The 15,248-nt window shown below is 51.1% G+C and carries 11 protein-coding genes; all 11 read left to right on the plus strand.

The genetic code is table 11. From position 1 onward, the window contains the following. The first annotated feature begins 171 nt into the window (after window positions 1-171). The 11 genes from rpoB (at window position 172) to rplW (ending at window position 15,241) form a co-directional block, all read left to right on the plus strand. Window positions 172-3,723: a DNA-directed RNA polymerase subunit beta gene (gene rpoB / locus HMPREF1705_RS07055; RefSeq protein ID WP_009201495.1), complete on the plus strand. Its 3,552-nt coding sequence runs from the start codon at window positions 172-174 to the stop codon at window positions 3,721-3,723. Next, window positions 3,724-8,682 (plus strand): DNA-directed RNA polymerase subunit beta', encoded by a 4,959-nt coding sequence (rpoC, locus tag HMPREF1705_RS07060; RefSeq protein WP_009201494.1) that lies wholly within the window; start codon window positions 3,724-3,726, stop codon window positions 8,680-8,682. A gap of 99 nt (window positions 8,683-8,781) precedes the next feature. Beyond that, window positions 8,782-9,042: a ribosomal L7Ae/L30e/S12e/Gadd45 family protein gene (locus HMPREF1705_RS07065; protein WP_009201493.1), complete on the plus strand. Its 261-nt coding sequence runs from the start codon at window positions 8,782-8,784 to the stop codon at window positions 9,040-9,042. Window positions 9,043-9,081: 39 nt separating this feature from the next. After that, complete coding sequence (gene rpsL, locus HMPREF1705_RS07070) at window positions 9,082-9,453, plus strand: 30S ribosomal protein S12 (RefSeq protein ID WP_009201492.1); 372 nt, start codon at window positions 9,082-9,084, stop codon at window positions 9,451-9,453. 20 nt (window positions 9,454-9,473) lie between these two features. Beyond that, on the plus strand, window positions 9,474-9,944 hold the full coding sequence (gene rpsG, locus HMPREF1705_RS07075) for a 30S ribosomal protein S7 (RefSeq protein WP_009201491.1): 471 nt from the start codon (window positions 9,474-9,476) through the stop codon (window positions 9,942-9,944). Window positions 9,945-9,974: 30 nt separating this feature from the next. Next, the gene (gene fusA, locus HMPREF1705_RS07080) at window positions 9,975-12,050 is read left to right on the plus strand and encodes an elongation factor G (protein WP_009201490.1); all 2,076 of its coding nucleotides are present in this window, start codon (window positions 9,975-9,977) and stop codon (window positions 12,048-12,050) included. Between the two features lie 62 nt (window positions 12,051-12,112). Beyond that, window positions 12,113-13,318 (plus strand): elongation factor Tu, encoded by a 1,206-nt coding sequence (tuf, locus tag HMPREF1705_RS07085; protein WP_009201489.1) that lies wholly within the window; start codon window positions 12,113-12,115, stop codon window positions 13,316-13,318. Between the two features lie 30 nt (window positions 13,319-13,348). Further along, window positions 13,349-13,654, plus strand: coding sequence for a 30S ribosomal protein S10 (rpsJ, locus tag HMPREF1705_RS07090; protein ID WP_009201488.1), 306 nt, complete (start codon window positions 13,349-13,351; stop codon window positions 13,652-13,654). A 31-nt stretch (window positions 13,655-13,685) separates the two neighbouring features. Beyond that, the gene (rplC, locus tag HMPREF1705_RS07095) at window positions 13,686-14,315 is read left to right on the plus strand and encodes a 50S ribosomal protein L3 (RefSeq protein WP_009201487.1); all 630 of its coding nucleotides are present in this window, start codon (window positions 13,686-13,688) and stop codon (window positions 14,313-14,315) included. Window positions 14,316-14,318: 3 nt separating this feature from the next. Continuing rightward, window positions 14,319-14,945: a 50S ribosomal protein L4 gene (gene rplD, locus HMPREF1705_RS07100; protein ID WP_009201486.1), complete on the plus strand. Its 627-nt coding sequence runs from the start codon at window positions 14,319-14,321 to the stop codon at window positions 14,943-14,945. Further along, on the plus strand, window positions 14,942-15,241 hold the full coding sequence (rplW, locus tag HMPREF1705_RS07105) for a 50S ribosomal protein L23 (protein WP_040348167.1): 300 nt from the start codon (window positions 14,942-14,944) through the stop codon (window positions 15,239-15,241). The genes rplD and rplW overlap by 4 nt, the downstream gene beginning before the upstream one ends. Window positions 15,242-15,248: the final 7 nt, after the last annotated feature.

Raw genomic sequence — 15,248 nt, forward strand, 5'->3', positions numbered from 1 at the left:
ATTCATCCCTTCAGGAGTGAGATGTATCCATAATCACCTCAAGTTATGGAAAAGAGATATTCCTATGGTATTGACAGAGCGTTCGCCATTTGTTATCATGTTCGCTCGCATTATAAACAATGGTTCCCATTTTAACCCACCAAAAACATAGATAGGGAGGTCGTTGCTCCCATGTCAAATTTCGTGAATATGGGGAGAAAACGCGAGAGGTTGTTTTTTGGTCCTTCAAAAGAATTAGTCGCCCTGCCTTATTTAGTCGAGCTGCAACACCAATCTTACAAATGGTTTTTGCAACCAGATGAAGCCCCTGACTACAGAAAGTCTCAGGGGCTTCAGGAGCTGCTAGAAGAGATCTTTCCGATAGAAAGTTACGACGGTTCCTTTGTCATCGAGTTTGTTCGATATTACATCGATCCTCCCACCTTGACGGAAGAAGAGGCAAGACAAAAGGATTTGACCTGGTCCATGCCTCTTCGCGCTACAGTTCAGCTGATCAATCGCGGCTCCGGGGAGATCAAGGAGGAAGAGATTTTCCTCGGAGATTTTCCCGTAATGACGGACAGAGGAAGCTTTATCATCAACGGCACGGAAAGGGTTGTCGTAAACCAGCTGGCTCGCTCGGCGGGAGTTTATTTCAGCATTGAGACGGGGGTTCCCGGTCAGGAGGTTTACAAGGCCAAGATTATACCCGACAGAGGCGCCTGGCTCGAGTTCGACCTTACCCCAGGCGACGTCTTGTCCGTTAACATCGACAACAGGCGCAAGGTTCCCGCAACAGCGCTTCTAAAGGCCTTTGGCATCAGGGACAATACGGAGTTGCTAAGGACATTCGGAGGTGTCGAGGAAGAGGTTGATATCGTAGAGGAAGAGATTAGAGGGCGCTTGATCGCCGAAGACATAATAGACAGCGCTGGCCACGTGGTAATACCCAAAAACGATCGTCTCACCAAAGAGCACGTCGAAGTTTTATGGAACAGCGGCAGGACGAAGGTAAGATTGTGGAATGTGGACCCTGTATTCGCAGCTACCCTGGAACGCGACGGCACCGATACGCCCGAGGAGGCGATGCTCGAGATTTTTAGGCGCATGCGTCCTAACGAGCCTCTGAGGGTGGAAAACGCTAAAGATTACGTCTATTCCCTTTTCTTCGATACCAGACGATACAACTTGGGCCGAGTGGGAAGGTATAAATTGAACAGAAGGCTTGGTCTCAATATATCCGAGGAGGTTCGTCTGCTCACTATAGATGATTTGGTGACCATCGTTAAGGGCATACTCAACTTGAGAGACGGATTGGAGCGGGAGGACGATATAGATCATCTCGCCAACAGGCGTGTCCGTTCGGTAGGGGAGCTCCTTCAGAATCAAATTCGTATAGGATTGCTGAGGATGGAACGCATCGCAAAGGACAGGATGACCACCATACCCGATCTTTCTACCGCAACAGCTCACGATCTCATAAACATTCGCCCCATCTCGGCTGCAATAAGGGAATTTTTCGGTTCCAGCCAGTTATCTCAATTTATGGATCAGACTAACCCTCTGGCCGACGTCACACATAGGCGGAGGTTGTCTGCCATGGGGCCCGGAGGTTTGACCAGAGAAAGAGCGGGGTTTGAGGCGAGGGACGTACACCCGTCTCACTATGGGAGGATATGCCCTATCGAGACTCCGGAAGGTCCAAATATAGGTTTGGTTACCTCCTTGGCCAATTACGCCAGGGTCAACGAATACGGCTTCCTAATGTCGCCAAAGCGCGTCGTCAGGAACAGGTATGTCACCGACGAAGTTGTATATCTTCCCGCCGACGAAGAGGACGAGGCCTTTGTCGCCAGAGCAAACATACCCTTGGATGAAGAGGGAAGGATATGCGAAGAAGAGGTCCACGTCAGGCATCGCGGATCCATAGTCATAGTTCCTCCCGAACAAGTAAATTACGTCGACGTAACGCCAAAACAGATCGTGTCCGTTTCGGCAGCCCTGATACCCTTCCTTGAACATGACGACGCCAATAGGGCTTTGATGGGTTCTAACATGCAAAGACAAGCTGTTCCTCTCGTGCAGAGCGAATCTCCCCTTGTGGGCACGGGCATGGAGGAAAAGGTCGCAAGGGACTCGGGAGCCTGTATATTGGCCAAAAGGCCCGGGACGGTTACCTATGTCGATGCCAACAAAATTCAGGTTACTACCGAGGATGGCTTGGTGGATACCTATACTTTGATAAAGTTCAGAAGGTCTAACCAGGGAACGGTAATACACCAGCGTCCTATCGTCAGAAAGGGAGATTTCGTCAATGAGGGAGATTTTCTGGCAGACGGTCAGGCGGTGGATCATGGCGAATTGGCGTTGGGCAGGAACGTCTTGGTTGCCTTTATGGGGTGGGAGGGCTATAACTTCGAAGATGCCATCCTTCTCAGTGAAAGGCTCGTAAAAGAGGACGTATATACGTCGATCCATATAGAGGAATACGAAATAGATGCCAGGGATACAAAGCTGGGTCCCGAGGAGATAACCAGAGATATCCCCAACGTGGGAGAAGACCAGCTGAAAAATTTGGACGAAAGAGGCATTGTTCGCATAGGAGCTGAGGTAAGGGCCGGGGATATCCTGGTAGGCAAGGTCTCGCCTAAGGGCGAAACGGATCAGACACCTGAGGAAAAGTTGCTCAGGGCCATTTTCGGGGAAAAGGCCCGCGAGGTGAGGGATACTTCTCTGAGGGTGCCTCACGGCGAAGGTGGCAAGGTCGTAGCCGTTAAGCGGCTTTCCCGGGATGAATACAGCGATGATCTTCCTCCCGGAGTCAACGAAGTGGTTAAGGTATTTTTGGCCCAAATCAGAAAAATTACCGTGGGAGATAAGATGGCAGGACGCCACGGCAACAAAGGGGTTGTGTCCAGAATCTTGCCCGTGGAAGACATGCCTTATTTGCCCGATGGCACCCCCGTAGATGTGGTCTTGAACCCGCTTGGCGTTCCCAGCCGAATGAACTTGGGCCAAGTTCTTGAGACCATATTAGGGTTTGTGGCCTATCACAACGGATGGAGCGTTGCGACTCCCGTCTTTGAAGGTGCCTCTGTGGACGAGATATTCAAGTATATGGAGGAGATTCGGGATCGCAAGCTTCCCGATCTCACCAGGGACGGAAGCATCGTCCTTTACGACGGGAGGACGGGCGAACCCTTCGAGAATAAAGTTACCGTGGGATATATGTACATGCTCAAGCTGATCCATCTTGTCGACGACAAGATCCATGCCCGATCCGTTGGCCCCTATAGCTTGATAACGCAACAGCCTCTGGGAGGAAAATCCCAATTTGGCGGACAACGCTTCGGAGAAATGGAAGTTTGGGCCCTGGAAGGATATGGCGCATCTCACATATTGCAGGAGATGCTCACCATCAAATCCGATGATGTGCAAGGACGTCTCAAGACATTCGAGAGCATAGTCAAAGGTCAAAACATAGGAAACCCCGGTGTGCCCGAGAGCTTTAGGGTACTCGTAAAAGAGCTTCAGGGATTGGGCCTTGACGTGCAGGTCCTTTACGATGACGACAGTGTTGGCTACGTTGAGGAGGAAGAGCAGAATATAGTTGAAGTGAAGAAAGAGACGGAGAAAAGACCTCAGACAAAAAAGGAAGAGGCAAAGATAGGTTTGGAAGCCAGGATCTTCGGCGATCCGGACGATGACGAAGCAGAAGTGGACCCTGAGGGGGATGATGCGTAAATGAACAATCGCGAAATTGTAGGCGTTCGAATCAGGTTGGCAAGTCCCGAAAGGATAAGGGAACTGTCAAGCGGCGAGGTAAAACGCCCTGAGACGATAAATTACAGGACCCTTAGGCCCGAAAAGGACGGTCTCTTTTGCGAGCGCATATTTGGACCTGTAAGGAGTTACGAATGCGCCTGTGGGAAATACAAGCGGAACGGCCCTAAATTTAAGGGCATAGTGTGTGACCGCTGTGGAGTCGAAGTTACCGACAGCAAGGTGAGAAGGGAGAGGATGGGCCATATAGAGCTTGCCTGTCCGGTCGTTCACATCTGGTATCTGCGCGGCATCCCGAGCAGGTTGAGCCTGTTTTTAGGAACGACATCCAAAGATCTGGAGAGAGTGGTGTACTTTGCCCCTTTAAGGCGAAGGGAAATCCTCTACAAAGTAGTCATGGAGGGCAAAAGGCCCGATCTAGTCAAAAAAGGCGATCTAATACCTGCCTGCGAAGAGCGCATACACAGGCACTACGATCCTAAATTCAAAGCTGAGGAAGCGTATCGTATCACTAGAGTAGACGATTTGCCCTTAAAAGAGGGGGATATACTTTCGGCCCAACAGGTATCTCGCTATCGAACGGAGTACGGCGATGACCTTTTTAAAGTCGAGCCGGCTTACACGATCACCGAGATAGAAGAAGCCAATTTCAGGGTTGGTGATGTGGTAAGCCAGGGCGACATCGAACGACTCCAAAGACATGGCGTCAAGGTCGAATTCCAGAGGGCGACTATCAAAAACCAGGAGGCTTTTATGGTTGTCGCTGCCGTGCGCCTGCCTTTTTCTAAGGACGATGTGGTTTCGACTTCCGAGTTGCAGCTTTATATGAAAAACTATCCGGGCAGATTTACCTCTCAGCAGGAGACGGTGGCCATTGAGGATCCTTCATATATAGTGATAGACGGAAGCGATTCGCCCTTTGATCAGTGCGACATCATAGTTGAAAGAGAACAAAGGCTGTGCAAGGCTTACGACAAGGATTTTTCAGCAGGCATCGGGGCGGAAAGCATTTTAGAGTTACTCAAGAACATAGATATAGACGAGTTGGCCATATCCCTTAGAGAAGAGATCGCGAATTCGACGGGCCAAAAGAAGCGCAAGCTGATAAAACGTCTTCAAGTTGTGGAAGATTTCAGGAAGGGCGACAGCAAGCCGGAGTGGATGATCATGAGCGTTCTTCCCGTCATTCCCCCGGATTTGCGCCCCATGGTGCAACTCGACGGCGGCAGATTTGCCACTTCCGATTTGAACGACCTGTACAGGAGGGTCATCAACAGGAACAACCGTCTGAAAAAGTTACAGGAACTCCGAGCCCCGGAGATGATCATAAGAAACGAGAAAAGAATGCTTCAGGAGGCCGTGGATGCCCTAATAGACAATGGACGGGTTGGTAAGGCCGTTTTGGGCGCAGGCAACCGTCCCCTTAAGAGCTTGACCGATTTGCTCAGGGGGAAGAAGGGACGCTTCCGTCAGAACTTGCTGGGCAAGCGCGTCGACTACTCGGGCAGGTCCGTAATAGTCATTGGTCCGGAACTCAAGCTTTATCAGTGCGGCCTGCCAAAGGAAATGGCACTGGAGCTGTTTAGACCTTTCGTAATGCACAAGCTTATTGAGAAGGGCATAGCCTCAAACGTAAAGGGCGCAAAGCGCGTTATAGAGCGCAGGAGAGATGAGGTATGGGAAGCCCTGGAAGAGATAATCAAAGACCATCCCGTTATGCTCAATCGCGCGCCCACTTTGCACCGTCTGGGAATTCAGGCCTTTGAGCCCCTGCTAATGGAAGGCAAGGCTATAAGGCTTCATCCGCTTGTCTGTACCGCCTTTAATGCCGACTTCGACGGAGACCAGATGGCCGTTCACGTTCCTCTTTCTTTGGAGGCTCAAGCGGAGTCTAGGATATTGATGCTGGCGGGACACAACCTGTTGTCGCCGGCCCACGGTAAACCTATAGTGACGCCCACGCAGGATGTCGTTTTGGGGATATATTACTTGACTGCAATGACCGAGGGGCGCAAGGGAGAGGGTATGGTTTTCAGGGATATTGAAGACGTATTGACGGCTCTGGATCACGGAATGGTCCACCCCCACGCAAAGGTGAAGATGTTGTGGGACGGGCAGCTGATTGAGACCTCGCCGGGGAGGGCGTTATTTAACAGCATGCTTCACTCGTCGTTGAGGTATATCAATAAACAGATTGCCAAAAAAGACCTGGGGGCCCTGCTGGATATGGCCTTCGACCGAGTAGAACACGAAGACCTGGTCAAGATGTTAGATGACGTTAAACTTCTGGGCTATCGATGGTTTACTAAATCTGGAGTTTCCCTGAACATAGATTCGATCGTCATCCCTCCCGAGAAACAAGAGATTGTCAGGGAAGTAATGGAAAAGGAGAGCGAGCTCAACAACCAGTACGGCATGGGTATCCTCACCGAGGACGAATATTTGAGGCAAACGGAGCTTCTCTGGACGGAGGCCGCAGCCAAAATCGCGGACTGCATTTTGGAGCATATGGATGAATTAAATCCACTTCGCATGATGATAGATTCCGGCGCTCGCGGCAGCAAGAGCCAGGTCTCCCAGATGGCGGGCATAAGGGGAGTCATGGCCGATCCTTCCGGTAAAGTCATCGACTATCCTATCGTTTCCAACTTTAGGGAAGGGCTGAACATGTTGGAATACTTCATTTCCACCCATGGCGCCAGGAAGGGGTTGGCCGACACGGCATTGAGGACAGCCAAGTCTGGTTATCTGACGAGACGACTTGTCGATGTGTCGCAGGACATCATTGTCCTCGAGGAAGATTGCGGCACAGATCAAGGCGTCTACATCACTCCTCTGCTTCAGGATGACAAGGTCGTGATCCCTTTGAACGAAAGGATTTACGGCAGGACGGCTCTGGAGGATGTGCGCCATCCTATCGACGGGACTGTTTTAGTTGGGGCGGGCGAGATCATAGATCAGGAAAAGGCAGACGCCATAGAGGCTGCGGGAGTAAAGGGCCTTTGGGTCAGAAGTCCCATGACTTGCGCATTGCGCAATGGCATATGCCAGAAATGTTACGGCCTTGATTTGGCCACGAGAAAGCCCGTAGCCATAGGCGAAGCCGTGGGAGTCGTGGCAGCTCAGTCCATCGGTGAACCCGGCACCCAGCTCACCATGAGGACGTTCCATACCGGTGGCGTGAGGATTACGGGCGAGGACATCACTCAAGGCCTTCCCAGGGTGGAACAGCTCTTTGAAGCGAGAAAGCCAAAGAAGACGGCCTTACTATCCGAAGTCGACGGAGTCGTAACTGAAATTCGAGAGATGGAGGGCAAAAGAAAGATCGTCATACAATCCGCCGACAACTCCGACGAAAAGATGAGCTTCAACGTCTCCACGGCTCAAATGCTCCTCGTCGAAGAGGGAGACGAGGTCAAGAAGGGCCAAGTGCTGACCGAAGGTTACATCGACCCCCAGCAGTTGATGGAGGTCAATGGTATCGAGGCCGTGCACGCCTACATGGTGGACGGCATCCAGGAGGTTTACAAATCTCAAGGCGTCTCCATAAACAATAAACATATAGAGGTAATATTGCGCAAGGTTGCGCCTGTCAACAAAGTTCGGATAGCCGATGAAGGAGATACCTCCTACGTGGTTGGTGAAATAGTGTGGATCGACGAGCTGGAAGGGGAAGTCCGGGAAATCAGAGAGCATAACCAGCGATGCATAGATGATTCCGTAGCCATGTTGAAGGGTAAAATCCTCAAGGATGTTATCGGCAAGGGGTCGCTGGACCATGCCGCTCAGTACAAAGGAGAGGCTCTCGACGAAGGGGCCATTAAGATCCTGTTGCAACCAGGAACAGCCCTTACTGAATTGATAGTTGAAGATGAGGGAGAATTAGTAAGGGTTATAGTGGGCGAATCCCTTTTCAGACGCGAGCTTGAAGGGTTGGAGCTCGTCGAGGATTACGAATCCGGCGATGGCGTGAAGATCGATGCCGGGAGTTCGCTTTCGATGAAACAGCTTACACTTATCACCAAAGACCTGCGAAGGCCCTTGCAGATCCTGGATACGGACAAGCTCTTCTCCCTTTGTGACGTTACCTACTTAGCCGAGGATGTTGTAAGCGGCGATAGGGTTATAGCTGCCAAGGATGCTCTTTTGACAAGGGAAGCCGCTTTAAAAATAAAGGAGAGCTTCATTAAAGAAATCAAGGTATGGAAGGCCCCCGAGACGATAGATCTGCCCGATGCCATCCAGGAATACCTGATCAGCAAGATATGGGGCAGGCCGCTTGGCAAGGTTATTGATGCCAGCGGAAACGAACCCATAGATGTCCCGCCTATAGTGGACGGCAGCATTGTTCGCGGTATAATTGAAGGCGATATAACGGCTATAGAGGCTGACGGCGAGATATATTCGCGCCAGAAAATACTTCACAGCGTCCTTACCGAAAAAATTTACGGAAAGGTCCTGCTCGAGCCTGTTAAGGATAAGTTGGGGAACGTTGTCGTACCTGCAGGGACAGAAGTCAATCAGCAGGTTCTAGAACGCCTAACCGAGCTGGAGCCGACGAAGATCGTCATCAGGCCGATACTGGCGTTGTCTCAAGTCGAAAGGCTTATACAAAAGGTGACCTTCGTGAGAAAACTTCGCCAGGAGCCGATATGGAAGCCGGTATTATTGGGCATAACTAAGGCTGCTCTTGCAACGGACAGTTTCCTTTCGGCCGCGTCCTTCCAACAGACGGCTCAAGCGTTGGCATCGGCTGCCGTTCGCGGCGAAGTCGATTACCTTAAAGGTTTGAAGGAAAACGTCATAATAGGACACTTGATACCTGCTGGAACAGGCGCTACCGTGAATCGCAACTTCGAGGTAGTCGAAGTGGAGAGAGAGCCCGCTTTCGAATCCGTTTCGGCGGATCGAGCGGGGTAGGAGCCTCGTCAAGTGGGTTCCAAAAAGGGCCCACTTGACATTGCGCTTCGGCGTTGTTATTATTCCTCGGTGCCTTATGTCACGAGAAGGTGATTTATTGTGCCCTTACAGGAGCTGGCTGCAGGCAAACGCGTAGTTGGTGCCAGAAGCGTCTGTAGGAAGTTGATCAAGTCGGAGATCGTAAAAGTATTCGTCGCGCGTGACGCCGAAAAAAAGGTCATCGAATCAGTGCTCAAAGAGGCAGAAGCTAGGAGCATCCCGGTGGAATGGGCGGATGACTCTAAGATATTGGGAAGGGCCTGTTTGATCGAGAGGCCGGCGGCAGTAGCCGGCTTATTAATAGATTCGAAGAACCAATAATATAAGATAGTTTTTAAGCAGATCGAAGGGGGGACATTTGTGGCTACCATCAATCAGCTAATACGCCAAGGGCGTAAGGAGAAGAAGAAGCGATCCGGTGCTCCGGCATTGCAGGGTAATCCGCAGAAGAGAGGGGTTTGCACGAGGGTCTATACCGTTACACCAAAGAAGCCAAACTCCGCCTTGAGGAAAGTGGCTCGTGTGAGGTTGACGAACGGCATAGAGGTTACGGCCTATATTCCCGGGATTGGCCATAATTTGCAAGAGCACTCGGTGGTATTGGTTCGCGGAGGGCGCGTCAAGGACCTTCCCGGCGTTCGTTATCACATTGTGCGCGGGGCTCTTGATTGCGGCGGAGTCGAAAATCGCCGTCAAGGAAGGTCTAAGTACGGCGTAAGAAAACCTAAATAGAGAACAAGGAGGTTGATGTCATGCCGCGAAAGGGGCATGTGATTAAAAGGAAGGTTCACCCCGATCCTTTATATAAGAACGAAGCAATAGCCAAGTTTATTCATTGTGTCATGTACGATGGCAAGAAGAGCATTGCCGAACGTATAGTATACGGAGCCTTAGAAGTGGCTGCAAAGAGGCTAAACGTATCTCCCGATGAGGTTTTCGATAAAGCTTTGGAGAACGTTAAACCCCTCATAGAGGTCAGGCCGCGGAGGGTCGGAGGAGCTACTTATCAGGTTCCAGTGGAAGTAGACCCCGCCAGAGCTCAGGCCTTGGCGATAAGGTGGATAATAAACAGCGCCAGATCTCGTAAAGGCATTCCCATGATCGAGCGCCTTGCCAGGGAATTTGTAGATGCTTACAAGGGAGAAGGATCAGCGGTAAAGAAACGTGAAGATACCCATAGAATGGCTGAAGCAAACCGAGCTTTTGCCCATTATCGCTGGTAATATGGTAATTAGGGTGGTGATTTGTAAGGCATGAGCGATGCAGGAATAGATATTCGCAAAATACGCAATATTGGCATAGCAGCGCATATAGATGCAGGCAAAACGACGACATCGGAGCGCATTCTTTTTTATACGGGGAAAATACATAGAATAGGCGAGGTGCACGAAGGCGCCGCTACGATGGACTTCATGGACCAGGAGCGCGAAAGGGGCATTACCATATCCTCGGCAGCTACGACGTGCTACTGGAAGGAATATATGATCAATTTGATTGATACGCCCGGGCACGTGGACTTTACTATGGAAGTGGAAAGATCGCTCAGAGTGTTGGATGGAGCGGTCGCCGTCTTTTGCGCTGTAGGAGGAGTTGAACCGCAGTCAGAAACGGTTTGGCGCCAGTTGGACAAGTACAGGGTGCCCAGAATTGCTTTCGTGAACAAGATGGACAGGGTGGGCGCAAATTTCTTCGACGTTATGAAGCAGATTAAGGAACGGTTAGGGGCAAACCCCGTTCCCATACAGCTGCCAATGGGCGCCGAAGATGCCTTTAAGGGCATCATCGACCTCATAACGATGCAGGCAATCGAGTACGCCGACGAGCTTGGAACCCGCTTGGAGTTGGAAGAGATACCTCAGGCTTTTCTGGCAGAGGCCAAAAAATGGCGTGAGCGCCTGATAGAGGCCTTAGCCGAAGTTGACGACGAAATCATGGAATCCTACCTCGAAGGCCGGGAAATATCGGAGGAGAGCATAAAAAGGGCTCTGCGTTTCGGTACCATAAGTCTAAAGCTGGTTCCCATGCTTTGCGGATCGGCCCTCAAAAACAAAGGGATTCAATTGCTTTTGGATGCGGTGATCGATTACCTTCCGTCTCCCTTGGACATTCCCCCTGTAAAGGGAGTCGATCCGCGAACGGGAGAGGAAGTTATCCGCCATACCGATGCGGAGGCGCCCTTTACGGCACTGGCTTTCAAAGTGTTGGTGGATCCATACGTCGGTCGGGTCGTTTATACGAGGATATATAGCGGAAAGCTGCACACCGGAATGTCGGTGCTCAATACGAACACCGGGAAGAAGGAGCGTATAGGGAGAATATTGAGGGTGCACGCCAATAAACGTGAGGACATCGAATCGGCCTTGGCCGGCACGATAGTGGCCATTCCCGGCCTTAAGAACACGAGGACGGGAGATACGCTTTGCGACGAAAAGGGGCCCGTCGTATTGGAGGGGATGAACATACCCGAACCGGTCATTTCTTTGGCCATCGAACCGGCAAGCAAGGCCGACCAGGTCAAGCTGTCAAAGGGTTTGGCTGCCCTTGCGGAAGAAGACCCGACATTTAGGGTTGCCATAGATCACGAGACGGGGCAAACGATCATATCCGGTATGGGCGAGCTTCACCTGGAGATTATAGTAGACAGGCTGCGTAGGGAATTTGGAGTTGACGTCAGGGTTGGCAAGCCTCAAGTTGCTTACCGTGAAGCCATAAAGAGGCCCGCCAGAGGAGAGGGCAAGTTCATACGCCAATCCGGCGGTCGCGGCCAGTACGGCCACGTGGTGCTTGAAATAGAAGCCCTCCCGGGACATACGGGATACGAGTTTGAAGACAGGATCGTGGGGGGCGTGATACCCAAAGAATTTATACCTGCCGTACAAAAGGGTGTAGAAGAAGCCTTAACCAGTGGTGTCGTTGGGGGATACCCCGTCATAGGCATAAAGGTTGCGCTGGTGGACGGGAGCTTCCATGAAGTCGACAGCTCCGAGATGGCCTTCAAGATAGCTGCGTCTATGGCTTTCAAGGAGGCAATGAAAAAGGCAGATCCTGTTTTGATGGAACCTATTATGGAGGTGGAGGTAGTAACGCCCGAGGAATACCTTGGAGATGTTATGGGAGACCTCTCATCGCGCAGAGGGCGGATCGAGGGCATGGCCACTCGATCGGGAGCAAAGGTTGTCAAGGCCTACGTTCCTCTGTCCGAGATGTTCGGTTATGCCAGTGCACTGAGGAATAAAACCTCGGGAAGGGCTACGTTTACGATGAAATTCAGCCACTACGAAGAAGTTCCTTCCGAGGTGGCGGAAAAATTATTAGCATCGGCATCTTAGATGCTCTAATACAATACGTTTAAAATTATTGAGGAATAAATTTTTAAGGGAGGCTGACAAGCATGGCAAAGGCAAAGTTTGAGAGGATGAAACCACATTTAAACATAGGAACCATAGGGCACATCGACCACGGCAAGACAACCTTGACCGCCGCTATAACCAGGACCCTTTCTACCCAGGGATTCGCTGACTTCACCCCCTTCGACGAGATAGACAAGGCCCCTGAGGAGAGGGAACGCGGCATAACGATAAGCATATCCCACGTGGAGTACCAGACCGAACACAGACACTACGCCCACATAGACTGCCCCGGACACGCCGACTACATAAAGAACATGATCACCGGAGCAGCCCAGATGGACGGAGCCATATTAGTCGTATCCGCTGCCGACGGACCCATGCCGCAAACGAGGGAACACGTCCTTTTGGCAAGGCAGGTCAACGTCCCCTCCATAGTGGTCTTCATGAACAAGGTGGACATGGTAGACGATGAGGAATTGCTCGACCTTGTCGAGATGGAAGTGAGAGACCTCCTTTCAAGCTACGACTTCCCGGGAGACGAAGTCCCCGTGATAAGAGGCTCCGCCCTGAAGGCCCTGGAGTGCGGCTGCGGCAAAAGGGAGTGTCAGTGGTGCGGCAGGATATGGGAGCTCATGGACGCCTGCGACAGCTACATACCCCTTCCGGAGCGTCCCGTGGACCAGCCCTTCCTCATGCCCATTGAGGACGTCTTCTCCATAACGGGACGCGGTACCGTCGTCACCGGCAGGGTCGAAAGAGGAAAGATAAACGCAGGCGAGGAAGTGGAGATCGTAGGCATGAGGGAGGACAAGACAAAGACCGTGGCCACCTCCCTTGAGATGTTCAGAAAGATCTTAGACGAGGCCATAGCGGGAGACAACATAGGAATACTCCTTCGGGGCGTGGGCAAAGACGACGTGGAAAGGGGCCAGGTAGTGGCAAAACCCGGCACCATAACTCCCCATAAACACTTCAAAGCTGAGATATACGTACTGAAGAAGGAAGAAGGCGGAAGACATACCCCCTTCTTCAACGGCTACAAACCTCAGTTTTACTTCAGGACCACCGACGTAACCGGTGAGATAACCCTGCCCGAGGGTGTAGAGATGGTAATGCCCGGAGACAACGCCAACATAGAAGTGAAGCTCATAGTTCCCGTAGCCTTGGAGAAGGGCTTGAGGTTTGCCATAAGGGAAGGCGGACGTACAGTAGGTGCCGGCGTAGTAACGGACATACTGGACAAATAAGTCCCCTTAAAAGTGAAAGGGGGGATATGAATGGCTCAAAATATCAGGATTAAGTTGAAGGCCTTTGATCATAGGGTCCTGGATGCATCGGCGCTGCAGATTGCCGAAACGGCGAAAAGGACGGGGGCTAAGGTTTCAGGCCCCATACCATTGCCCACGGCGATCAATAAGTACACGGTTTTGAAGTCGCCTCACAAGGATAAAGATGCACGAGAGCAGTTCGAGGTGCGCACTCATAAGAGGCTTATAGACATAGTCGATCCTACGCAGAAGACCATGGAAGCGCTGATGCAGCTGAACCTCCCTTCAGGAGTAGATATACAGATACAACTGTAGGGGAGCTCTGAGCTGAAAGGAGAGAAATTTGATGAGTCTAGGGATTTTAGGTGTTAAGGTTGGAATGACCCAGATTTTCGACGAAGAGGGTCAGGCTGTGCCCGTTACTGTCGTAGAGGCAGGTCCATGTAAGGTGGTTGCTTTAAGAAGGCCCGAAGTAGAGATGTATTCGGCCATAGTCTTGGGTTTTGGGAAGGTGAAAGCCCATAGATTGAACAAGCCCATGCTAGGCGTATACAAGAAAGCGGGGATCGAACCCAAACGATGGTTGCGGGAGTTCCGCCTCGATGACGTTACGGGTTATGAAGTTGGACAGACTATCGACGTAACTATCTTTGAAGTAGGCGAAGTCGTCGATGTTACGGGCACCAGCAAAGGCAAAGGTTTTGCCGGTGTCATGAAAAGACACGGCTTTGGAGGTGGCCCAGCAAGTCACGGTGCCTCTCTCTTTCACAGGCGAGCCGGTTCGTCGGGAGCCAGCAGCTTTCCGAGCCATGTCTTTAAGGGCAAGACGATGCCCGGTCGGATGGGTAACGAACGAGTGACCGTGAAAAACCTCAAAGTCGTTGCTGTCGATAAAGAAAATAATTTGCTATTGATTAAAGGAGCCATCCCAGGGCCGCGTAACGGCCTTGTTATGGTGCATAAAAAGGAGGGCTAGTTTATGCCTACTGTCGATGTTATTGGAATCGATGGACAAAAGGTGGGCGAAGTTGCCCTTGCCGATGATGTTTTTGCGGCGAGAATTCACGTTCCCGCTATGCATCAGGTCGTCGTAGCCTATTTGGCAGCACAAAGGCAAGGAACGCATTCGACGAAGACTAGAGGAGAGGTGCGCGGCGGCGGAAGGAAGCCCTGGAGACAAAAACACACCGGAAGGGCAAGGCATGGAAGCATACGCTCTCCTCTGTGGATAAAGGGTGGAGTTGTCCATGGTCCCAAACCGCGCTCGTACGATCAAAAGGTCAATAAAAAGGTGAAACAGTTGGCGATTAAGAGCGCTCTGAGCCTTAAGGTTAAGGAAAATAAGCTTATTTTGGTCGAGGGAATCGAAACAATGTCGCCCAAGACGAAGGATATGTGTGCCTTTTTAGCAAACGCTCAAGCCCAAGCCAAACCGTTGATCGTCATACACGAATCGTTGCCTTCAATCTATATGGCGGCGAGAAACATACCCGGAACGAGAGTGTTACATGTTGACAGCATTAACGTATACGAAATTTTAAATCATGAACACCTCATATTGACCAAAGGCGCGGCACAAAGGCTGGAGGAGGTGTACTCAGCGTGAAATTGACTTCCTATGATATAATTTTGCGGCCGGTAATAACCGAGAAGAGCAGCCGTCATATGATATACAACAAGTACACCTTTGAAGTGCATCCGAGCGCCAATAAGGTGGAAATTAAAAAGGCAATAGAGGAGATCTTCGACGTGAAGGTCGAAAAGGTCCATACGGTAAACGTCAAGCCAAAGCCGAAGCGCCTCGGGCGTTTTTTAGGACGCTCGAGAAGGTGGAAAAAAGCGATAGTAACATTAGCGCCAGGCGAACGCATTGAGTTCTTTGAAGGCGTACGGACGACTTAAAGGAGGA

The organism is Acetomicrobium hydrogeniformans ATCC BAA-1850, from assembly GCF_000160455.2.
Lineage (GTDB): Bacteria > Synergistota > Synergistia > Synergistales > Acetomicrobiaceae > Acetomicrobium > Acetomicrobium thermoterrenum.